This is a genomic window from Solibacillus sp., from assembly GCF_040273735.1.
GTDB lineage: Bacteria > Bacillota > Bacilli > Bacillales_A > Planococcaceae > Solibacillus.
This window is the reverse complement of sequence record NZ_JBELZM010000002.1, coordinates 262,088-285,149: the sequence shown is the minus strand read 5'-3', so window position 1 is coordinate 285,149 and position 23,062 is coordinate 262,088. Positions and strand designations below refer to the sequence as shown.

The 23,062-nt window shown below is 35.8% G+C and carries 22 protein-coding genes, 1 pseudogene and 2 riboswitches; of the genes and pseudogenes, 5 read left to right on the top strand and 18 right to left on the bottom strand.

Annotated features, from left to right (window positions below):
- Positions 1-138: 138 nt before the first annotated feature.
- The 8 genes from gcvPB to ABS917_RS03525 all read right to left on the bottom strand — a co-directional run bounded on the left by gcvPB (position 139) and on the right by ABS917_RS03525 (position 6,887).
- Positions 139-1,620: an aminomethyl-transferring glycine dehydrogenase subunit GcvPB gene (gene gcvPB, locus ABS917_RS03560; RefSeq protein ID WP_350477704.1), complete on the bottom strand. Its 1,482-nt coding sequence runs from the start codon at positions 1,618-1,620 to the stop codon at positions 139-141.
- Positions 1,613-2,959: an aminomethyl-transferring glycine dehydrogenase subunit GcvPA gene (gene gcvPA / locus ABS917_RS03555; RefSeq protein ID WP_350477703.1), complete on the bottom strand. Its 1,347-nt coding sequence runs from the start codon at positions 2,957-2,959 to the stop codon at positions 1,613-1,615. Before gcvPA ends, gcvPB begins: the two co-directional genes overlap by 8 nt.
- A gap of 126 nt (positions 2,960-3,085) precedes the next feature.
- A complete protein-coding gene (gene gcvT / locus ABS917_RS03550; RefSeq protein ID WP_350477702.1) occupies positions 3,086-4,189 on the bottom strand; it encodes a glycine cleavage system aminomethyltransferase GcvT in 1,104 nt (367 codons plus the stop codon).
- A 163-nt stretch (positions 4,190-4,352) separates the two neighbouring features.
- A riboswitch (glycine riboswitch) is annotated at positions 4,353-4,461 on the bottom strand.
- Positions 4,462-4,464: 3 nt separating this feature from the next.
- Positions 4,465-4,557, bottom strand: a riboswitch (glycine riboswitch).
- A 126-nt stretch (positions 4,558-4,683) separates the two neighbouring features.
- Entirely contained in the window at positions 4,684-5,196 is a 513-nt protein-coding gene (locus tag ABS917_RS03545; RefSeq protein ID WP_350477701.1) for a shikimate kinase, read from the bottom strand.
- Positions 5,197-5,505: 309 nt separating this feature from the next.
- A complete protein-coding gene (gene comGF / locus ABS917_RS03540) occupies positions 5,506-5,961 on the bottom strand; it encodes a competence type IV pilus minor pilin ComGF (protein WP_350477700.1) in 456 nt (151 codons plus the stop codon).
- A complete protein-coding gene (locus tag ABS917_RS03535) occupies positions 5,958-6,251 on the bottom strand; it encodes a type II secretion system protein (protein ID WP_350477699.1) in 294 nt (97 codons plus the stop codon). Before ABS917_RS03535 ends, comGF begins: the two co-directional genes overlap by 4 nt.
- Positions 6,160-6,708: a prepilin-type N-terminal cleavage/methylation domain-containing protein gene (locus ABS917_RS03530; RefSeq protein ID WP_350477698.1), complete on the bottom strand. Its 549-nt coding sequence runs from the start codon at positions 6,706-6,708 to the stop codon at positions 6,160-6,162. Before ABS917_RS03530 ends, ABS917_RS03535 begins: the two co-directional genes overlap by 92 nt.
- Positions 6,709-6,713: 5 nt before the next feature.
- Positions 6,714-6,887: a competence type IV pilus major pilin ComGC gene (locus tag ABS917_RS03525; protein ID WP_350477697.1), complete on the bottom strand. Its 174-nt coding sequence runs from the start codon at positions 6,885-6,887 to the stop codon at positions 6,714-6,716.
- Positions 6,888-6,986: 99 nt separating this feature from the next.
- On the opposite strand from ABS917_RS03525, the gene ABS917_RS03520 reads away from it, so the two are divergent.
- Positions 6,987-7,901 (top strand): hypothetical protein, encoded by a 915-nt coding sequence (locus ABS917_RS03520; protein ID WP_350477696.1) that lies wholly within the window; start codon positions 6,987-6,989, stop codon positions 7,899-7,901.
- A gap of 74 nt (positions 7,902-7,975) precedes the next feature.
- On the opposite strand, the gene ABS917_RS03515 is transcribed toward ABS917_RS03520, so the two are convergent.
- Together ABS917_RS03515 and ABS917_RS03510 are read right to left on the bottom strand one after the other, a co-directional pair.
- Positions 7,976-9,787, bottom strand: a complete 1,812-nt coding sequence (locus ABS917_RS03515; RefSeq protein ID WP_350477695.1) for a recombinase family protein — start codon at positions 9,785-9,787, stop codon at positions 7,976-7,978.
- Between the two features lie 386 nt (positions 9,788-10,173).
- Positions 10,174-10,803: a recombinase family protein gene (locus ABS917_RS03510; RefSeq protein ID WP_350477694.1), complete on the bottom strand. Its 630-nt coding sequence runs from the start codon at positions 10,801-10,803 to the stop codon at positions 10,174-10,176.
- Positions 10,804-11,155: 352 nt separating this feature from the next.
- Between ABS917_RS03510 and ABS917_RS03505 the strand changes: the two genes are divergently transcribed.
- Entirely contained in the window at positions 11,156-12,649 is a 1,494-nt protein-coding gene (locus ABS917_RS03505) for a DNA/RNA helicase domain-containing protein (RefSeq protein WP_350477693.1), read from the top strand.
- A gap of 607 nt (positions 12,650-13,256) precedes the next feature.
- Here the strand turns inward: ABS917_RS03505 and ABS917_RS03500 are convergent.
- From ABS917_RS03500 to comGA, 6 genes and pseudogenes are all read right to left on the bottom strand, one after another.
- The gene (locus tag ABS917_RS03500; protein WP_350477692.1) at positions 13,257-13,514 is read right to left on the bottom strand and encodes a hypothetical protein; all 258 of its coding nucleotides are present in this window, start codon (positions 13,512-13,514) and stop codon (positions 13,257-13,259) included.
- A 51-nt stretch (positions 13,515-13,565) separates the two neighbouring features.
- On the bottom strand, positions 13,566-14,525 hold the full coding sequence (locus ABS917_RS03495; RefSeq protein ID WP_350477691.1) for a hypothetical protein: 960 nt from the start codon (positions 14,523-14,525) through the stop codon (positions 13,566-13,568).
- Positions 14,526-14,700: 175 nt separating this feature from the next.
- Positions 14,701-15,339: a hypothetical protein gene (locus ABS917_RS03490; RefSeq protein WP_350477690.1), complete on the bottom strand. Its 639-nt coding sequence runs from the start codon at positions 15,337-15,339 to the stop codon at positions 14,701-14,703.
- A gap of 1,004 nt (positions 15,340-16,343) precedes the next feature.
- Positions 16,344-16,490 (bottom strand): annotated as a pseudogene (locus tag ABS917_RS03485) (prepilin-type N-terminal cleavage/methylation domain-containing protein); the annotation flags it as partial.
- Between the two features lie 15 nt (positions 16,491-16,505).
- Positions 16,506-17,579: a competence type IV pilus assembly protein ComGB gene (comGB, locus tag ABS917_RS03480; RefSeq protein WP_350477688.1), complete on the bottom strand. Its 1,074-nt coding sequence runs from the start codon at positions 17,577-17,579 to the stop codon at positions 16,506-16,508.
- Entirely contained in the window at positions 17,560-18,576 is a 1,017-nt protein-coding gene (comGA, locus tag ABS917_RS03475) for a competence type IV pilus ATPase ComGA (protein WP_350477687.1), read from the bottom strand. The genes comGB and comGA overlap by 20 nt, the downstream gene beginning before the upstream one ends.
- Positions 18,577-18,758: 182 nt before the next feature.
- Between comGA and ABS917_RS03470 the strand changes: the two genes are divergently transcribed.
- Positions 18,759-19,457, top strand: a complete 699-nt coding sequence (locus ABS917_RS03470) for a helix-turn-helix transcriptional regulator (RefSeq protein ID WP_350477686.1) — start codon at positions 18,759-18,761, stop codon at positions 19,455-19,457.
- A 117-nt stretch (positions 19,458-19,574) separates the two neighbouring features.
- Positions 19,575-19,817, top strand: a complete 243-nt coding sequence (locus ABS917_RS03465) for a DUF2626 family protein (protein ID WP_008404362.1) — start codon at positions 19,575-19,577, stop codon at positions 19,815-19,817.
- Positions 19,818-19,869: 52 nt separating this feature from the next.
- Here ABS917_RS03465 and ABS917_RS03460 read toward each other — a convergent pair whose 3' ends face one another.
- Positions 19,870-20,514 (bottom strand): MBL fold metallo-hydrolase, encoded by a 645-nt coding sequence (locus ABS917_RS03460; RefSeq protein WP_350477685.1) that lies wholly within the window; start codon positions 20,512-20,514, stop codon positions 19,870-19,872.
- A gap of 172 nt (positions 20,515-20,686) precedes the next feature.
- Between ABS917_RS03460 and ABS917_RS03455 the strand changes: the two genes are divergently transcribed.
- The gene (locus ABS917_RS03455) at positions 20,687-20,863 is read left to right on the top strand and encodes a DUF2759 domain-containing protein (RefSeq protein ID WP_008404364.1); all 177 of its coding nucleotides are present in this window, start codon (positions 20,687-20,689) and stop codon (positions 20,861-20,863) included.
- A gap of 83 nt (positions 20,864-20,946) precedes the next feature.
- Here ABS917_RS03455 and ABS917_RS03450 read toward each other — a convergent pair whose 3' ends face one another.
- Entirely contained in the window at positions 20,947-22,851 is a 1,905-nt protein-coding gene (locus tag ABS917_RS03450; protein ID WP_350477684.1) for an LTA synthase family protein, read from the bottom strand.
- Between the last annotated feature and the right edge of the window lie 211 nt (positions 22,852-23,062).

Genomic DNA, 23,062 nt, shown 5'->3' with positions numbered 1-23,062 from the left:
TAATTTTCATTCACCTGCCCAACGAATTGAAATAGTCTGAATATCAGCAGTTCCTACTATTATATAGTGACACGTTAGAAGTCTAACCTTACTCATAGAAAAAAGGTCAGAAAACAACTCTGACCTTTTTGTCACAATTTATGAAATTGTTACTTTTTCTTTTTTTGTATAACGTAATACCGGTGTACGTGCAGCACGCGTTTCATCTAAACGGCTGATTACCGTTGTATGTGGTGCTTCTTGTACGATTGATGGGTTATCGATTGTTTCTTGAGCAATTTGAATCATTGCATCACAGAATGCATCCAATGTCTCTTTTGATTCTGTTTCTGTTGGCTCGATCATAATACCCTCTTCCACATTTAATGGGAAGTATACTGTTGGTGGATGGTAGCCAAAATCAAGAAGGCGTTTTGCTATATCCAATGTACGAACACCTAATTTTTTCTGACGACGGCCTGATAGCACGAATTCATGCTTACAATGACGGTCGTACGGTAAATCAAAATGCTCTTCCAGACGGCGCATCATGTAGTTTGCATTTAGTACAGCATATTCTGTTACAGCCTTTAAGCCATCTGGTCCCATTGATCGGATATACGTATATGCACGGACATTAATGCCGAAGTTTCCGTAGTAAGGTTTTACACGACCGATTGATTGTGGACGGTTGTAATCGAAGTGGAATGTACCATCTTCTTTTTTCACTAATACTGGTTTAGGCAGGAATGGGATTAAATCCGCTTTTACCCCGACTGGACCTGAACCCGGACCACCACCACCGTGTGGACCTGTAAATGTTTTGTGTAAGTTTAAGTGAACACAGTCAAAGCCCATGTCGCCAGGACGTGCTTTACTCATAACAGCGTTTAAGTTCGCGCCGTCATAGTAAACCTTACCGCCGACACCGTGCACGATTTCAGCCATTTCTAAAATATTTTCTTCGAATAAGCCTAAAGTGTTCGGGTTTGTCAGCATAAGCGCTGCTGTATCAGGACCGACAACACGGCGTAAATCTTCAAGATCAACTAAGCCGTCTTCACCTGATTTGATTGTGATTGTTTCAAAACCTGCAACTGTAGCAGAAGCCGGGTTTGTACCGTGAGCTGAGTCCGGTACGATTACTTTGTTACGGTGACCTTCCCCATTTGCCTCATGGAATGCTCGGATCATCATTAATGCTGTCCATTCACCATGTGCGCCTGCTGCCGGCTGTAATGTTACTTCATCCATACCTGTAATTTCTTGAAGGGATGTTTGCAGGTCATATAATAATTCCATTGCACCTTGTACTGTTGACTCATCTTGTAATGGGTGAACATTGGCAAAACCAGCATAGCGTGCAACCGTTTCATTGATTTTCGGATTGTATTTCATCGTACAAGAACCAAGCGGGTAGAAGCCTGAATCCACACCGTGGTTACGTTTTGAAAGTGCTGTATAGTGACGCATAATATCTAATTCTGCAACTTCCGGCAGTTCAGCCGCTTCTTGGCGTACTAACTCTTTCGGCAGAAGTTCTTCTAGATCAAAATCAGGAACATCCAATGGCTCTAAGTTGTAGCCGACACGACCTGGTTTTGTAATTTCGAAAATGAGTGATTGGTTTTCGTTATGCATTGTAAGCCCCCATTTCTGCAACTAATTGCTCGATTTCTTCTTTTGTACGGATTTCCGTAACAGCAATGAGTGCATGATTTTCTAATTGTGGATAAACACGACCTAAGTCAAATCCGCCGATAATCCCTTTTTCGATTAATGCTTTGTTTAGCATTGTCACATTATGCTTTGTATTTACTACGATTTCGTTGAAGTGTGCACCTTGATAAGCAACTTCAAAACCAGCTGCTTCAAAAGCATTTTTAGCAAAGCGTGTCTTCACGATATTTTGTTTCGCCATTTCCTGCATACCTTGTTTTCCAAGGGCTGTCATTGCTACTGAAGAAGCAAGTGCCAGCAATGCCTGGTTAGAACAAATATTAGATGTCGCTTTGTCACGACGAATGTGCTGCTCACGTGCTTGCAATGTCAATACATAACCACGACGTCCATCTTGGTCTACTGTTTCCCCAACAAGACGGCCCGGTACTTTACGCATTAACTTATTCGTTACAGCGAAATAACCACAGTGTGGACCACCGAATGCTTCAGCAATTCCGAATACTTGTGCATCCCCAACAGTAATATCTGCCCCTAATTTTCCAGGAGGTGTTAAAACGCCAAGAGCTAACGGGTTTGCAGATACGATAAATAATCCTTTTGCATCATGTGTAATGTCTGCAAGCGGCTGTAGGTTTTCAACTTGACCAAAGAAGTTCGGATATTGAACGATTACACCAGCTGTTTGATCATCAATTAAGTCTTTTAGTGCTTCGATGTCTGTCACACCGTCTTTTGCAGGAATTGTAACGACTTCAATTGATTGTCCTGTTGCATACATTTTCACAACATCTTGATACTCCGGATGTACAGTCCCTGAAACAAGTAATTTACCACGACGTGTATGACCTGCAGCAAGCATACCCGCTTCTGCCAATGCCGTACCGCCATCATACATAGAAGAGTTTGCAATATCCATGCCTGTCAATTCTGCGATCATCGTCTGGAATTCAAAAATCGCTTGAAGTTCACCTTGAGAAATTTCCGGCTGATATGGTGTGTACGCAGTATAGAATTCCGAACGTGAAATAACGTGATCGACAATTACCGGTTTATAGTGATTGTAGACACCAGCACCTAAAAACGAAACATTGCTTGCTGTATCTTTATTTTTTGAAGCGAGTTGTGCCAGTTCCTTCATTAAAGCAGCTTCTGACTTTGCAGGTTTAATATTGTAGCTTCCTTGGAAGCGAACTTTCTCAGGAATATCCTCGAAAAGCTCATCAATTGTCGCAACCCCGATACGGTCTAACATTTCTTGTTTATCTTGTTCCGTCATTGGTAAATAACGATGTTTCATTGTTAACCCTCTTTTCAAAAGTTTAATCCCGCATTAACGGGTAGTAATTTATCTTCCTCGAAAGGCAGCAGATTGGTTCAACTATCAATCTAGGGGGATGAAGACCCCACTGATTGAAGTTTCACTTTATTTTGCACGTTTGTAAAATGGAGTTTCTACAACAACTGCTTTTGCTCTATTTTTTCGTACTTCAATTTCTAATTCAGTTCCAACTTCTGTGAAATTTGCGTCGATTAAAGCTAGACCGATATTGCGCTTTGTCATTGGTGACTGAGTTCCGGTAGTTACAAAGCCAATCTCTTCGCCATCTTTAAATACTTTATAGCCATGACGAGGAATACCTTTATCAATCATCTCGATACCTATAGATTTACGTGTTAGGCCATTTTCTTTTTGGTCAATTAATGCTCGCTGACCGATAAATTGCGGATCTTTCGCCAACTTCACTGCAAAGCCAATGCCCGCTTCCAGTGGTGAAATATCTTTTGAAATCTCTTGGCCATATAATGGTAGGCAAGCTTCAAAGCGAAGTGTATCACGTGCTCCTAAACCTGCAGCTACTACACCTTTGTCTTTTCCTGCTTCCAAAATTTTGTTCCAAAGATCAACAATTGCTGCTGGTGCACCGTAAATTTCAAATCCGTCTTCCCCTGTATAGCCAGAGCGAGAAACAAGTACCGAATGACCGCCTACATCTACATTGTCCTGGAATTTAAAGTATTTAATTGCTGTTAAGTCTGTTGCTGTTAATGTTTGAAGAACTTCCTGAGATAATGGTCCTTGCAAAGCGATTTGAGCATAGTCATCTGACATATTTGTCACTTTGACATCCTCTTCGACATGCTGCTGTAACCATTCAAAGTCCTTTTCAATGTTCGCTGCATTAACACATAGTAAATAACGGCTATCTTCCAAACGGTATGTCAGTAAATCATCGACAACACCGCCATCTTCATAGCATAGTGCACTGTATTGAGCCCCGCCAACTGTAATTTTAGAAATATCGTTGGAAAGCATCTTTTGTAGATAGACAAGTGCATCCGGACCTTCTACGATAATCTCCCCCATGTGGGATACATCAAAAAGTCCTGCACGGTTACGTACCGCATCATGCTCCTCTTTGATCGAAGAAAATTGTACCGGTAATTCCCAGCCGCCAAAATCAACAGTTTTCCCACCATACTTTGCATATTCATCAAATAGTGGAGTGCGCTTTAATTCATTTGTCATGTTCATTTCCTCCTTAAGTTATGTATAATCGTTTTGCTTTGCAAAGGGGGAAACAACATTACACCTATCAAAGTGTAAATCTATCTTTTTATTAGAATCATCAGAATATTAAAAGCCGATTTCTCCACAAAAAAAAGACAGACGAATCCCCTTTACCGAGATTCTCTGTCCTTGCACCTGAAAGTTACACCCAAATTTGATCTACTATCACAATTTAGGCTTTCCCCGTTGGTGGCTGTTTGCAACATTAGCTATAACAGCACTCTCCAGAGTTGCGTCCAATACGAGTCTTTTTGCCTGAGAGATTCATAGCATGGCTATTTGCTCCTTCGGCGACGTGACATCACGTTCTCTCCCCGTACCATCATCCGCGTTAGATTATTCACTTCATGTTATTGCTGTTCTTAGCAATATCCTAACATTGAATATAATGCAAACGCAATCTTTTTTTAATTTTATTCAAAATACGAACATTAACGAAAAATATTTAGAAATCATTCGCCTTTAAGGCGTTTTACCTGAAACCCGATATACTCAACAATCTGTCTTAATGTTCTCCCGGCTGTCAGTACTTGTATATGCCCAGCTAGTCGATAACTCTTTCTGCGTTGGTGATACAGGTTTTCCAAATCTTGCTCCGTTGATGTTTGAACAATGGGACGGTTTTTATCATTCCGAATACGCATATAAATATCTTCAAATTTTGCATCAAGAAAAAATACAAGCCCTGTCCGGCGCATAATTTTCCTGTTTTCTTCATTCACGGCTACCCCACCGCCTGTAGCGATAATGCATGCTTCATCACGAAAATTCTTTAAAAATTCCGTCTCGATTTTTCGGAAGTGTGCTTCGCCGTATTTCTCGAAAATTTCAGGAATTGTCATACCCTGCTGTCGTACAATTTCATGATCCATATCGTAATACGGCATTTTCAAGAAAAAACTTAAACGTCTTCCAATCGCACTTTTTCCGCACCCCATAAATCCTACTAAATAAATTTTTCGCATGCTGTTCACCTTCTTCTATTACGGACTACTTAATTAATTACGCCTCTACCTATTCTTTCGTTTCTATTTTGCGTCATAAATAGAAATATTTTTAGGTCAAACCAAATCGCATAATGCGACATTTTTTCGACTTTGCAAAAAGAAGTCGAACTTTAAGGTAAATTTAGCATATTTATCGTAGCACGAACGTAAATAGATTCCAATGAATTATATACTTTTATTTGCGCAAAATATGCATTTGTATAGAAAACAGCAGCTCCGGAAACTATGAACAATAAAAATACTGCCAGCAAAAATAATGCACCTTTCTCATTTTGCAGGCAATGGTAATACGATGTCTCTTTCTCGCTTTGTTCCATTTTTCATCTCTACTCTCATATTCACTTCATTTTCATCAACTGCCAGCTCCCATTTCTCAACAAAAGGCAGCATAATTTCATTCCCCCCTTTATTCGACCTTTTACGCAAATGCTGTTCTGATTTATCAAACACAAACAACCGCTCCTCCGGGTCATTTAATATTTCCAGTTGCAGCATATTCGAACTCAGCACCCTACCAGATGCAGAATTCATATTGTATTGATGTAGATCATAAACGAACAATTCCCAGTTCACCTCATCTTTCATCCTTTCAAGCTGTTGAAGATCCCGAACCCATATAAGGATAAGCAGGCTTATTGCGGTAAAAAGTACAAACACAGTTAACTGAAACAAGCTTTCCAGTAGTGTAAAACCTCGCTCATTTAATATTTGCCTCCATTTCATACACACAGTTCCTCTTCTTTTTCATTGTTGTCATATTGGACACATACTTGATTTTCATCATAACTCCATTGAAACTGAACGCCATCAATTTGCTGTACTCCGGCTGATTGTCCAAACCTTTTATATTTCATGGCTCCTATAAAAGCTGCTTCTGCAGCATGGGCTTGTACTTTTTGTATGGCTATTTGCTGTTTCATATTAAATGTGAACGGAATGATTGTCGACGAAAGGAAAAACAAAATGACGACTGCTAACAGTGTTTCTACAAGAGTTAGTCCTTCCTGGTTCATGAAAAATCTCCTTTTCTAAAATTCTGGCTTTCCCGATATTAACAGTGTATTGATGGCTTTTATTCTCAAAATGGTACGTTAGTCGTCCAAACGCCTGGACATTGCCTCTCGTATTAAATACCAGCCGGTTATTTGGAGTGGATAAATACATGTCAATTGCCCGAGCTATTCGCTGATCATAAATTATATTAGAAGTATTGCGCTCCCTTACTTGAATACGGTGACAGTTAATAATTTCAAAGCTATGGTACGTTCCGGTCTCAATGGATAGTAATTGTGTCATACGTATTAACATCTCATTTTGGTTCATTACCTGTTTTTCTGTAAAATCCATTAACGGCTTTTGTGAAAAATAGAGAATCGCTGAATTGACGACTAAAAAAATAAAGAGGACGATGAGCATTTCGATTAATGTAAATCCTTTTTCATCTGTTAACAGTGATTTAACTTTCTGCATCTTCGTTACGTTTCACTGGTCTCAGGTCCAATGACTTTACCGTCCACTATTTTAATTTCCGTATTATCCGGACATCTTAAATCTTCTTCTACAATATAATCCTCTTTAACTAAATCTGAGGCCGAAGCCGGATATTCATTATGGTTTAGTTTATATGCCTCGACTTGACCTTGAAGCATCAGTATAAATGCTTTGAAATACAACCTTTTTCAATTTTCATAAATAAATGTACCTGTGTTACACTTATAATATACAAATCATGGGGATAGGAGCATGTTATGGCAAAATATAATAAAATGGATTTCAATTCTCTATCAAATATTCAGCAAGCAGTCGAAAACATCGCTCGTAAAGATTGGGCTACTCAAACTAGTTCGTTACACCAAGCAGTCGAAAACATCGCTCGTAAAGATTGGGCTACTCAAACTAGTTCGTTACACCAAGCAATCAAAAACATCACTCGTAATGATTGGTCTAACTCTAACCAAAAGTTAGTTTCTTCTATTAAACATTTCGATTCAATTAACTTTGCAAAATCATTTAACTTACTAAACAACTTTTCTATTCGAGAAATAAGTGAGGTATTTGAAGAATACGATGATAAAAATAAACAAAAATACACAAACGGTAGCAGTGAGATACCTTTTAATAATACAGTTAATGAAAAGCAACGGACTTCATATGAAGATCTTATAGATATAATTGATAGTCGTTTAGAAAGTGCAAGTAGAGAAAAAACCGGATTTAAAAAATTTGTACATGAACTATTACTTAGTTATGGACAAGACGTAGTCAAACATTTTATTAATCTTATTATATTGCCTTTCTTATACTTGATGTGGAACTATGTAGTAGACAACCATACGATAATAATAGAAACCATACAAAATTCACTTTACAATGGAATTTATGTTATAGGATATGCACATGCCAAAAAAGTAATCAAGAAGGAAGGTCTTTCTAGATACGAAAACTTAAACTTAATCGGTCTTATTAGAGTTCCTTCATATATAAGGATAATTCCTAATAAACGTGCTACTCCAATCCACTCTGAGAAAGTACCATTAGATACAGTGGTTACTATTGTTGAAAGAAGAAAGAATTGGTTTAAAGTTGAAGCAATTTTAAATGAAGTTTCTATTGAAGGATGGATTGAGGAATCAAAAGTTATTAGATTTAAGAGAAAAAAGTAACCTTTAAATATAAAACACGCTTTCCAATGATGATGGAAGCGTGTTTTATTATTTTCTCAAATGTATAGAGGGAACTAAAGTTTACCTTCTGCTAATAGTCTATTTGCTTCTTCCCAATCTTCATAATGTTGAGCTTCTAACATTTCTTCATCTTGATAAGGATAATCCTTCATATACTGTTCCCTTGCTTCTCTACTTTCTTCAATCTGATTCCAATACTCTCTGGCTTCCTTATGGGTTCTTCTAATACTGATACCATTGAACATAGTTTCTATTGAGTTCTCAATTGGATTCTCTTTAAAGATGCTATTGAACGCTTGAATTTCATCATCATAATTGGGCATGGTAAATAAATACTCTAGCTCATAATCCGTTACAACAACTTTTTGCAATAACTGTAACTTTTCTTCAATGGAAAAGGTCTGATTCTTCCTCATTTGTCCTATAAGCTCTTTTTTCCGCTCTACTTTACGCTTTAGCTTTTGAATCTTTTCAACATTCATAGATTCAAATTGAGCTTCTAACACTTCAAGTTTCTTTGCAACTTTATCATGGTTTTTCTCAAAGCTTTTAACTAACCTATCTTTACCTTGCTTCTTATAACCTTGTATAGAATGAACTAGGCTATCACATTCATTTTGCAATTGATCAATTTGCTCCAGTAAATGCTTTCTAGTTTCCTCAACACGAGCAAGCTGATTAGCGATATCGCTAACCAATACCTTATACTGACCTTGTTCTTTCATTGTATCTGCTAAATAATTGATATTAATTTCCGCTAAACCCTTATTCAAATTATTCAGCGAAACCCCTCTACAACCACACCTAGCTTGATTAGTCCTACTCATACATAAATAGTTAATTTTTTTATTCTTTCCACTACCTGTAGTTGTATGTTTCTTGAAACCTTTACCACATATACCACAGACAATCTTTTGAAAGTACACATCAGTATAAGTCGGTTTTCTTCCCCGTTTCTTTTCGCCTCGAGAGATTCTGCTTTCTCGTATCTTGTTAGCTTCCTCAAATTGCTCTAACGATACAATAGAAGGTACTGCATTTGGAATCTTAATATAATCACTCTCGTGACGCTTTTTACGAACAGTAGCTGTAACATCATCTTTGTACGTCTTATGAACAACTGCTGTACCCGTATAGATAAGGTTTTTTATTATACGGTTTATTTTATCACTTGACCACATATGATTTCTTTGTGTCGGAATCTTTTCTTCATTTAGTTCCTTAGCTATAAGCATACCGCCTTTTGTAGCATAACTATTATAAATTCTCTCTACAACCTTAGCTTGTTCGGAAATTTCAATAATGTTTCTATCCTTATCCCATGTGTAACCATAAGGCAACCTTGCAGGTCTGTAACGCTCTTTTTCAGCATTATGCTTCTTTGTAAACTTTATCTTTTCACTTAGGTCTTGTGAATAACCCTCCGCTACACTGAAAAGTATTGAAAGCATTAGTTTCCAGTTCTTATCCTCAGTAGAAACCCCACCATGCTCAAATCTAATGTATACATCTAATGCTCTTAGTTGTTTCGCTGTAGACATACCAATTTCTTCATTACGAGCATAACGTGAAACATCTTTAGTTATAATATAATCGAACTCTGGCTCTCTGTCTGATGTTTCAAAAATGTCACCGTCTTTTTCACGTTTCACAAAATCTAAGCCTGCTCTATACATCATTTCAATAAATTTTTCACGTCTCGCATTAGTACCACTGAAACCTTCATCTGCAAAGATTTCTACAAGCTCTAGGTTCTCTCTTACACAATATTCCTCATAAACTTCTCTTTGTATTTCTAAAGATAGCTTTTGTTCTTCTTTATCAGTGGAAACCCTTGTATATACAACCGCTTTTTTTCTTACCATATCGTTTCGCTCTCTTTCTAGTGGTGTGTTTGTGTAGCAGGTAAACCAATTTTCATATTATCGAATACTTAAATATCGGAAAATAGGGGGCTATATGTATAGCTGTAGTAGGTAGCCCACTATTTCAAACAACAATTGCTCCAACGGACTAAAATACAGGGTATCCATCCCACTTTTTCAAATCATTGTAAGAATATCTTCTAAGACATTTTAAACGTTCATGAGCAAATGGCATTTAGAACTATACAGGCGAGCTTAGATTGAACGCTGTGAGGTCACACGTGGCTCTAGTGACCTCTAGCACTTCCAAAATAAAATCTCTCTTTTACCTGCAGAATCTCAAAATATGAAAAGCTCAAAAATCCTTATATAGCAAGGATATTAGGCTAAATAAATTCCTCATATTCTTTAATAATTTTATAAAACGAATTCTTTTTTAACTTTAATAACTCCATGAATTGAACACCTGTGAATGATTTATCTTTCCATGCTTGATAGTTGGCTTCTAAATCCGCTCGCTGTTGCTTTGATAAAGTTGAAAGATTTAACTGTGGTCTACCTAAATGCTTCCCTTTGGCTTTGGCAACAGCGATTCCTTCCTTTTGTCGTGCTAGTGTTTTCTCACGTTCACTTTGAGCCATGAATGATAACACCTGTAGAACTAAGTCAGATACAAACGTTCCTAGTGTATCTTTGTGCTGTCTAGTATCAAGTAATGGCATATCAAGCACTACCATATCTGCTCCTATTTCTTTTGTAATGGCTTCCCATTCCTTTTTGATTGCGTCACTATTACGTCCTAAGCGGTCAAGTGAACTAATGTAAACTAAGTCACCTTTACGTAGCTGTGCTTTTAGAGCTTGATACTGTGGACGTTCAAAATTTTTACCGCTCGCTTTGTCGATGAAAATATCACGCTCATTGATACCTAGTTCCTGCATGGCTACTATTTGACGTTCAGTGTTCTGCTCTTTTGTCGATACACGAACATAGCCAAAAATTTTTGTATCTGTCATGCTGTTTCCCTCATTTCAGTTTGTAATGGTGTATCTATTATTATAAACGTTTATAAATACTTTTCAATACCTTTATAAACATAAATCAGAGTGTTCCATAATAGTTTTTAAAGGTATGCCTTTACAAACTTTTTGATTAAAAACTTTAGATTCTCATTTGAATTGCATTAAACCCATTTGTTTTCACATTGCCTATCTAACAAAATGTTAATAAGTACTATTTTTTCAATTGAAAAACAAGGGAAAATGTTCCATAATTATATTGCCCTAATAGTAAATAAGGAGGATTAAAAGGTAGTAGATTCACATCAGGCAAAAGAACAAAGACAAATACTATATACGGAGGACACAAATGAAATATATTAATCTAGATTCATTAATTGAATCGACAACAAACTTATCTTCAAGTACTTTTAATAATTATCTTAATTTTTTAGGTATAACGTTTGATGGTGATGAGATTCAAGATCTTTCCAATCTATTGGCATTGTTAAAAGCTAACAAACTCAAAAACGTAGACAATTTTTTTATAGGGTTTACCATTAAACAAATCAGTAAGCAATTTGATTTACTTCGAATTGGTGCTAATAGTATTGTTAATATTGAACTAAAGCGAAAAAGCACGCCTGAAAAAATACAAAAACAATTAATACAAAATAAGTATTATCTTCAATTTTTAGGTTTACCTGTACATACATTTACTTATGTATCAGAGACTAATGAAATTTATTTTTTAGATAATGCTAATAATCTTGTATTAATTAAACCTCAAGTTTTGATTGACACTTTACATTCGCAAGAATTAATTGACATTCCAGATATTCATTCTTTATTTAAACCAAGCAATTACTTAGTTTCACCTTTTAATTCAACAGATAAATTTATTCGCAACGAGTATTTTTTAACAGAACACCAAAACAATATTAAATCTACTATTATTGACACTGTTTATTCATCACATCATGAATTTATATCAATTACAGGTAAACCAGGAACAGGTAAAACACTAATAACATATGATATTGCAAAAACAATAAATAATTTAGGCTTAAATGTTGTCATATTCCATTGCGGTAATCTTAACGAAGGGCATAAAGCTTTAATAGACCAATACGGGTGGGAAATATACCCAATAAAAGAGTTTGGTAAGCTATCTTCGCTAAGTTTTAACATTGTAATTATTGATGAAGCTCAAAGATTAAAAGTCGATCAAATTTCTATAATAGAAGGCATTGTTATACAAAATAACGCAAAATGTTTATTTAGTTATGACCCCGACCAATGCTTAACTCATCAAGAAGCAAATAGAAATATTGATTTTTGGATAAAAGGTCTAACGAACAAGAAAGACCACAAACTAACTGATAAAATTAGAACAAACAAAGAAATTGCTTCTTTTATAGTCACATTATTTGATTTAAATAAAATTAATACTAGCCAAAAATACAAGAACATCCAGGTTCAATACTTTAGTGAGGATAATTCTGCCCATAAATATGCAAAAGAATTATCATTTAGTGATTGGGAAGTAATTAACTTCACTAAATCCTTATACAATAAAGTAACATATGATGATATTCAACCCTTAGGGAATAAGAACTCCCATGACGTTATTGGACAAGAGTTTGATAAAGTTGCTGTCTTTATAGACCATCATTTTTACTACAATCAAGGTAAAAAATTAGAAGCAAAAAATGTAAGCGGTGGAGTGTATTCTATAGATAAAATGCTTTATCAAAATCTAACTAGAACCAGAGAAGAATTACAGATAATTATTGTTAATAACCCACAAATGCTTTCAGTAATTTTAGATACATTAAACTCTAATGTTCCTGTTATTGTTTAAGTAATACTGAGGCTATCACTGTCTTTTCAGCAATTAACAAGAACATCACATATCTGTCTTGGATTTGTGCGTAAAATAACGCACAAATCCATTTGTTTAGTTTTCCAAATGACTTCTCTAACCCAACACATTGCTTTATACCAATAATCAGATTAGCAGTGTAATGAATCTTCAGCTCCAACATAACAACGATCACAGGCTCGTTAAATGGCTTTGTTAGTTTGCTACGATGGTTACTGTAAGCTTTTTTAAAGTGAATCCTGATATACACACTTAATTTCATCTAAAAGCTTGAGCCTGACATAAAGCTAACTTACATACAGAAAAGCTAAAAGCTCATAGTAACTCCTATCGCTACTCATATCGCCAACTCTTCCTCTATCTACTACAAAGACCATATTCAGTCCACATTAACTAATACCATGGCTCTCCTACTGTTGCTCAAATACTTCAAACTGCATCAAGCTAACAAATCATGTCTATATCAACATTTTAGTCGTTATAAATCTAGTAAACCGCCACAAAAACCTTCTCGTATCGATTGAATAACAACCTGATGAAATCGAGCCACTAAACTCTTGTTAGAAGCCCCACTTTAAAAACAACCTTACCGAAATATCCTATTAATATTTTTTTCTAACTCACTTTGTTTCTCTAATAGCTGACTTAGCATACTGATTACTTGCTTTTGAAAATCATTATCATGAAATGCTTCTTTGTTCTCAGCAATCTTTAGATCTTCCTTCGACTTTTTGTATGCTTCAATTTTCTTTAAAGCTTCTTCTTTACGTAATCTTAATTCCTCTGTTCCATCATCCGCCATATATAACCATATGAAGTCATTTTTCTTTCTGCGTTTATTCATTTTTTCTTCCTCCTAGTGTTTGTATTGAAGCATGAAGCTCAATTGGCTTTGTCAAGCCAATTGTTTTGAATCAGTATCAACGCTCATATGCTCTTTAAAAGGCTCTGTCAGCCTGCTACGATTATTGCCATAAGCTAACTCAAAGTTAAATCTGTTGACCTTTGCTACACGCTTTATTTCAGCTAAAAGCTTATTCTTGCTCTTACGCTTCTTGTATTCATTTACCTTATTAGTATCACGCTGTATAGCTTTAAATGAACGCAACAGGTAAGCAGAACACTCTACCATTGAATCTAGGTCAACGATGAATAACAAGCCTTCTAAATGCTTTGAGATAATGCCATGAGCCTGTTCATCATTATTAGCAAAAGCCTTAAACATGATTTCATCAGTCTTGAAAGCCATACGAACCTCTAAGCGATTGGCAAAGGTATAGTCTGATTCATTATTACGTGCCTGCTCACGTTCATTACGGTCATAGTTAACTACTAACCTAGCTCCTGCTCTGTTGGAATACTTCAATGAGCCTGTGTAGTCAGTCACATGATGCTCTAAGTCCGTTAGCTTTGTTCCCTTTACATTTAGATGATGCTTGATTATCAAACTGTTGTCCCTGTTACTTAGGAAATCAAAAGCCACATCCACTTTTTTCACACACCATTTATCACGATACAGATTGATAATCTCAAGTAAATAACCTGTATTACTAGTCTCATAGAACGCTCTGTGAATCGTTATCTTAGCGTTATACTGAACTTGTCTTGCTGAATCATGCTGTAACATTTTCAATGTAAAACCCCGCTCTTTATCGTGAAATACATAGCGATAGTTTTTGTCTACATAGAAATTCGATTCATCAATTACACTGAAAAACTCTTTAATTTGTGTGTAGGATAGCTTTGCATTAAGCTCCAATGTGTCATATGAAACAATACTTTGATGTGCTGTTGAATCGATTACACTTACTTTATCAACAATTTCTTGTTGAGATTGAATTACAATGCTCGTCACAATTTCCGTTCCCTTCATGTTTCACTTTTAAGTAAATTACTTTGTTAAATCATTTGAAAAACCCCACAATATTAAATCAATTAATTTTCATGAATTTGAATTATTATGTAAGATATTTTCCCGTTGCTTAGAGGTAGATGAGCACCCCTCAAAAAGAAAGGCACCTCACTTACCATTACGTCAAACTTTCAAAATACACTTTGTTTTTATCAGTCATTTCCTTTCTCACTTGTTGCTTTCTTTGTAAAGAAATTTCATCATCACGAAAGGCTTTGTTCATTTTTTCAACTCGATATTTGCTAACGTTTTCAGCATCTTGAAACGCTGTTTGGCTTCTGTAAGTAGCAAGCTTTTCTGCATCTGTTTCAAAGACTATCACAGGGATAGCGTGTTCCTGTAAATGCTCTCCCAAAGGTAAAACAGCAATATTCCCAATTTCATAGTGACCATCAGGATTTGGTCTGTGTATAGATGGTTTATCAGCTTCTAGACCTGTTCTATTAAAAATTTCTTGCTGTTTAATCCATAATTGCCATAATTCGTTGTCAGTTTGAATAACATTAATCAAAGCATATCTAGGAGCTAATTTAATTTGTTTGCCATCTTTTTCAACTAAATTAAGTCTATACTCGATGCCTTTAACGATATATGATTTATCGTTTTTTGTTCGCTTTAAAGCTTGTTCTAACGAAGAAAAAAGTGATACCCCTGCATCTAATAAAGACAAATCAATGCCTTTATTAACAAACTGTTTGCGTACTGTCGCAGTCTGCTCTTTTTTTTTCTCGCTCATTTCAATAGTATTTGTTGCCATTAATGTTCCTCGATTCTATAAGTTCTTTTATTTTTAATTTGTACAGTTGCTTATCTTCTGTCACAAAACAAGCAAGATACAAATTCAACTCAAATTTATACTCCATGTAAAGCAACACAAAAAGAACATTTATTCCCTTCTTCTACTGTGTGGTAACCATAATAAACCAAACACGTAAGCTTCTCAATAGAGTTCACTAAATTGTCACAATTTTAATATATCTTTTATAATAAACAAATGATATATTAAAGAGTTAAACTTTTAGTTAGTATTGTCTATACTAATACAAAAACACGCTAAATATTTAGTTAGCGTGTTACAGAATATGATATAAATTATTTTAATTCCTTCTTATTAAAGCTTTAAATTCTTAAAGTAAGAAGAACAAAAAAAAACGTGCCTAGAAAAACTAGGCACGAAAAACACAAGAGAGAATCTGATATGGGTAATATCCTAAAAAATTTTGAGCTTAGCTCTTCAAAAAATAATTTAGCGTTTATTTCGCAATAATTATTATTTGTTCATATTGCAAGAACAAGAGCAATAAATTGCTCCCTCCTTGCATTATCAGCTACCTATACTACTTTTTCTTGGTGGATTTAAAAGAAAACCATTTCGTATGTAATTCCCATTCACTCGACTTATATCTTGTAAATGGCAAAACTACACAAACTAATAGTATTCCATAAACATAAAAATTCACCAATACTGTAGCATCCATAAAAAAATTAGTTAAAAAAATCATTTCCATATCAAATTCCCCTTTTAGTGTGTTTTATATTCAGCAACACTAAAAGAAAAATATGTAGTAACCACTAGATAGAACTCTCCTAGCGTCACTTAATTACAATAATCTTATACCATTTTATTGTTATTTACAATAAAATTATCTATAAGTTCAAAACTTTATAATTCTAAACAAATCTATACAATTATGTATTTACATTTATTTTCTACAAACCCTTGATACGACTGTTTTTTTAACTAAAGTTGTTTTTTAATGCAATTACAAGAATATATGCATCACAGCCTTTTTCATCGATTGATGCGAAGTGCTTTGATACGTTTGGGATTGTGACCAATATTAAAATAGAAATAATCAATAAAACAACAAGCATTTCTACTAAAGTAAATCCTTTTTCATTTTTCATCTATTCCACCTCTTCTTATATAAAATCAATGACATCGTACATCGGAATTAAAATACTTAAATACGCAGCAATAACGCAAATGGCAATGATCACAAATAGTAGCGGCTGAATAATCGCCAGTATTCGTTCAATTGTTTTCTGAAGCTTTTCATCCAAAAGCTCACAATATAAAATAAGCTCCCGTCCCAACAAACCGCTTGCCTCACCGTGGGCAATAAAATGCTCGAATTTCGGATAAAAGTAGCCGACGATTTCCACCGCACGCTCCAATGAGTCGCCAATTAGAATGCGTTCTTGGAGTATACCGGCAATATACGCAATGTGCTTTTGGTGATGTTGGGATTTTAAATGATCGAATGCCTTTTGGAGCGAGAAGCCAGCTAATAATAGATTGCCTAAATGGCGAGCAAACTGTCTTGTCAAAAATAGCCGCCAAAAAAGACCGATTAACGGGAGTCTAAACAATAGAGAAAGCTGCAAATCAATTCGTTTCTTACGAATTTGATAAATAGAAAGGGAGAGGACAATGCCGAGAGCAATGCCAACTGCAATAATGTAGTCTGGCATATGGAGGAAAAACTTCGACCACTGAATGCTGGCGGACGATTCGCTATGGACGCGGGATGTAATAACTGAAGACATATTCGGTAGAAAGTATGTTCGAAATGCTAAAAACAGTATTATTAAAAATGTAAATAAAATGAGCGGATACGACATCACTTTTATTAGTTTCGTTTTTGCCTGCTGTTGAAAAACGAGCTGTTTAGCGACAAGACCAATCGCTTCGCTTAGCTTGCCCGTCACTTCTGCCAACTCAATTGACACTAAATATTGTTTATCAAGCCGAAGCAGCTGAAAAACTTGTGTTGCACTGCCACCCCCGCGTAATATATTGGAAATTTCCTGTTGGACCGGCTCATATTGTTTTACATGATAAGGCAACAGCATTTCGATACTGTGGGCAAATGTATAGCCTTCGTTTAACAGTGTGGCGATTCGTTGGAGTAATGTAGGAAGCTCAGAGGACTTTATAACAGGTTTTTTAAACAAAGCAGCAGATGCTGTATTTTTAAGGAGCGGTATATTCATAGTAGTCCCCGTGAAGTTTTGCGATTTGACCTGCCAATGTTTGATCAAACGGTAATGTAAATGATTTTTCTTGAATGATGGATTTAAAGGCAAGCTGTAATTGATCATCAGTTAAAAATTCGAAAATAGCTTTATAAACGTTATCCTCTGTTTGGATTAGACGCTGCGAAACAACTGCTCTTAGCATCTGCCGCATTTCTTCAAATGAAACCGACAAATCATGAAGCCGGTAAATACAGTTCACCGTATCCTTTGCATGAATCGTCGAAATAACTAGATGTCCGGAAAACGCCGCTTCTATTGCGACCTTTGCTGTTTCCCTGTCCCGAATCTCCCCGAGCATAATAACTTCGGGAGAATGCCTTAAAATAGCCTTTAAACCAGCTGAATACGTCATTCCGGCTCGTTCATTCACTTGAATTTGTAATAGCTGCTCTTGTCTGCTTTCCACTGGATCCTCCAAAGAAATGACGTGTCGAGATAAATTCTGAGAACAATATTGCAGCAATGAATATAACGTTGTCGTTTTGCCGGTTCCGGTCGCACCGCTAATTAATATTAAACCGCTCTCCAGTCTTGCCAACCTGTACAACTGTTCAACACTTTCCTGGAAGTGACATAAAGTCTGTAATGGGACCGTATAGTTCTGCCGTAATATTCGAACTGCTAAACTTTCTTTAAAGAAGCTGGAAGGTAACGTGGAAATCCGGAAGGCATGCATGGACTGATCGATAAATTTTTGGAAGGAACCACTTTGAGGCTTTCGCTTTTCACTAATATCAAGCGAAGAAAGAAATTTAAAATAGGAAATCATACGGGTAGCGAGCTCTGTAGGGAGTTCATCCTCCTTTTCAAAACGGCCGTATTTTCTCATTAACAAATCATAGCATTCTTCTCTAGGGAGTAAATGGATGTCTGTAACGCTAAGCTGTGCTGCCTTAGATAAAAGCTCCAAACATTTTTGTTCAATGATCGATAATTGTTTTATGGAAATCACCCCTTCACAAATTAGTTAGATGTGACTCCATTATAAATGGGTTATCCAATATTTCATATAAAAACAGATGAAATTTCTTTTTAATAGGAATTTTCTTTCAATATCAACAAATATGCTAACAATTCATGTAGAATAATAATAAAGTAAGCATTTTTAATTTTTACCGTATTGGGGGTTTACATATGATACATCCGATTAAAATTTCGAGCACTTTTGCAGATGAAACCCGGTTTTCTATTTATGAATTTATGTTGCAGCAAAAGCAATTTTTATCCGTTCAGGATATTGCAGATCAATTTAAAATCCATTCCAATGTAGCACGTTTGCATCTAACCAAACTTGCAGAAATCGGTGCCATTTCTTCCGAACATTTAAAAACCGGAAAAGGCGGGCGACCTGGAAGAGTATATAAAGCAAAACAAGAAGGAGTCAATTTAAGTATTCCTAGACGCGATACATCTTCATTAATTAAATGGTCACTTGAACTTATTCGCGAACTTGGTGAAGCAGCTTTGAGTAAAGCGCAGGAAATCAGTTATCGTGACGGGAAACAGTCGATGCTTGAACAAATGAATTCTCTTAAACGAAAATCTCCATTTACTTTTGACGAGAAATTGGCCATGTTAACTAAAAGCGCCACATTAATTGGTTATATTCCAGAAGTAATTGAGCATCACCAATCCAAATCAATCATATTCTCGCTGTTCAACTGCCCCTTCCAAGAACAAATATCGAACTATGGAGAAATTGTTTGCCAGCTACATGAATCCTATTTGTATGGACAAGTTGATACATTGTTTGAACGACATGAAATTACGAAAATTGAAAGCATGGTAAGTGACTGTGATTTTTGTAAATACAAAATTTCCGTACACAATTAATGGAAAAAACATGCGTTTGTCACAACTCTTCCATATCTCCCAGTTTACATTATCCAGAAACTTGATTTATAATGAATGAGAGACTATTCTATTTTTTTAGAAAAGGAGGGATATTTCATGAGCAATATGTATAAAGTTATGGCATTCTGGACTGCTATTTTCGCCGTTATGTTCTACCTTGGAGGTATGAACGAGGTTTCGCTATTATTCGTAGGTAATACAGGTTTATTTTTATTATTAGGCTTCTTAAATCTTTCAGAACGCATGTACATGTACATTTTTGGCGCATACTTAACTGTTTTCTTCGCCGGTTTCACCTACTACACAACATTCATACACACTCCAGGTGGCGGACATTAAAAAACGACACGCTCTTCAATAGAGAGCGGTCGTTTTTTCATTTACAAGTTGGTTAAAACCCATTTAAAAAGGGGTTGGAATCCATTTCCGCAGCAGGTGTCGTATAGTCACCATGACCTGGATAAATAATTGTATCTTCCGGTAACGATAAAAGCTTATCGTGAATCGATTTCAACAAGACATTCATCGAACCTCCAATTAAATCAGTCCGTCCAATGCTTTGTTCGAATAATGTATCGCCTACAATCGCAAAAGAGTCCTCTTTAAAAATAAAAGATACACTTCCTGGAGAATGCCCTGGTGTATGGGCTACAGTAAAGGTAAATGCACCGATTGTCATTTCCCCTTCTTTTCGGATAATATGTTCTCCATCAGGTTTTTTCACGATATAATTTGGCAATTCGGCATATTTGCCTGAACCATTTTTCATCGGATCAGCTAGCCAGTCCAACTCTTTTTCATGGACATACAGCGGGATATTGTATATGCCCCGTATCGCATCCACTCCACCTATATGATCGAAATGTGTATGGGTTAATAAAATAGCTAATGGATTTAATCCATTTTTACGCAATTCATTTACAATACGTGCCCCTTCTTCACCAGGATCAAAAATTAAGCAGTCTTTTTCTTTATTGCTTACTATGTAGCAATTTGTTTGGATCGGTCCTAGACTATATTTTCTAACATTTAACATAAATCATCACCTCAGTTTCCATTATACATTTTTTCTATCGTTCTCATAGTGAAAGTTATCGTTCAAACAAACGCCACTTTTAGTTCTCGACAAACGATTTGGAAACCTTTACAATAAAAGAGGAATATTGTTGAGACATTTTTTGGAATGTCGAAAGGAGTGTCAATTTTTTATGAACTTATTAATGGTTATTTTTGGTTTAGTTGCAATTTTTGGCGTAATTGGCATATTCCAATCAATCAAAGAGAAAAACCTTTTAGCTGCTGCCTTCAATGCTTTAGCTGCAGGTGTTTTCGGTTGGTTCGTCATTATGACGGTATTAAATCAAGGCTATCCACCAACTCACTAATTGCAACCAAAAAACGTATTGCTTTAGAAGCAATACGTTTTTTAAATGGAAAAAAGCTGCTCCCGGATTTCTCCGGGGCAGCTTTAATTTTTATAGTTCGTATCAATCAGCAAGTTCCCTGTTTCTGTATCATAGAAACGCAACAGGTCACCATTAATAATCTGGTCCGAGTATTCCAGTTCTTGTGTTGCACGATCAATAAACGGCTGACATGCTTCCGTATCAATTGCTTCTCCCGTTTCCCGGTCGTAGCATACTTCACCTGCATACACATATTGATCTGTTACAAAGCGACCATCACGGAAAATAACGAAATCCTCATGCTCTTCCGAGAAAAGGTCAGCACCTAATTGCATATCTTTTGAAGTCTCAATACCTAAAAGATGCAGTAATGTTGGACGAATATCCAACTGACCCGCTACATTCTCCATCACTTGTCCATCATTTGAACCAGGGATGTGGATATATAATGGGACAGCCTGTAAAAGCGCACTGTCATATGGTGTGATTTCTTCTTTATTTAAATATTTTGCCATTGCTTTATTATGATTTTCGGAAATCCCGTAGTGGTCTCCGTACATCACGATAATCGAATTTTCATATAAACCCTGTTCCTTTAAATCATCGAAGAATTCCTTCACCGATTCATCCAAATAGCGAACAGTTTGGAAATAACGGTTTAATGTACCTGAATTTGAATCATATTCAGGAATCATCATATCTTCCGGATCCAAATAGAACGGATAGTGGTTTGTTAAAGTAATGAGACGGCTGTAAAATGGCTGTGGCATTTCTTTCATTAATGCTGCAGATTGTTCAAAGAATGGAATATCCTTTAATCCCCAGTTTACAGATGTTTCTTCTGTAACATTGTATGATTCGAGATCATAAAACTGATCTAATTTAAATGATTTGTAAATCATATCGCGGTTCCAGAATGATTTGTTGTTCGCATGCATAACATTTGTGAAATATCCATTTTCCCCTAAGCGCTCTGCAAAGGAGTTATACGTATTTTCGCCATGTGTAAAGAATACTGCACCTCGACCTAAGCCATATAACGAGTTTTCGAAAATAAACTCAGAATCCGAAGTTTTTCCTAATCCAGTCTGGTGGTAAAAATCACTGAAGTAATACGTATCTTTATCGTTTGTCAATGAATTCAGGAACGGTGTTACTACTTCCCCATTCATTTCTTCATTAATAACAAATGTCTGCAATGATTCCAGGGAAACTGCAATTACATTTCGGCCTTCATACTTGCCGAACATTTCAACATTAGGTTCCGCCTGGTTTGCGCGAACGTAGTTGCTCACTTCAACAAGCTCACTGCCATCCGCCAATGCACGCTGTGCAGACGATTTCGACTGAACATATACATCGTATAGATGATAGTTATATGTTCCGATATTTTTCACCAACAGTTCACGGTCAAATGCTCGTGTCAATAATTGCGGACGCTCTGTTTCTGCTAAACCTAAATTTAAAAATAAAATAGCTGCCGTCATGACAAAGTATGCTTTACGCGCATCTTTACGTATAGGCAGTAACTGTTCTTCCGCCTTCGGTAAAAGCTTCACAGCAATAATAATCAGTAATACATCAACAAAATAGAATATATCCATCCAGCTGATAATTGCTGCTGCGGATGTACCTAACTCTCCGAAATTGCTCGTTTGGAATAAAACAGGCAATGTCACAAAGTCATTATAGAAACGGTAAAAGGCAACATTCCCGTATAATACTAAGGCCAGTAAAATACTACTGCCGACAATATAGCGATTTCGCGCTTTTTGTGATTTCAAGAACAATGACAATCCATAGAAGAATAATAAGAAACTTAATGGATTGATAAACAAAATTAACAATTGCATTGCATTTTCTATCTTCATATCAAAGCTAGTTTCATAAACAATTACAGTTTTAATCCAGGTTGCTATTACGGCAATCGCTAATATCGAATGTTTAGGCCATTTGAAATCTTTCATATCCTATACATCCTCTCTTTACATATTCGATTTTTTTTAATACATTGTTTTATTTGTGTAAAATCCTCTTTCAAACAAAACCTATGTTAAAGCTTTTCTTACAAATCCGCAACATTATTTCGTTTAAACAGATTACATTCATAAAATAGCACTAATATTTAGTACGTATTAAACTTGAAAAGGTTTCGTTAAATATGAAAACAGCGGTTTG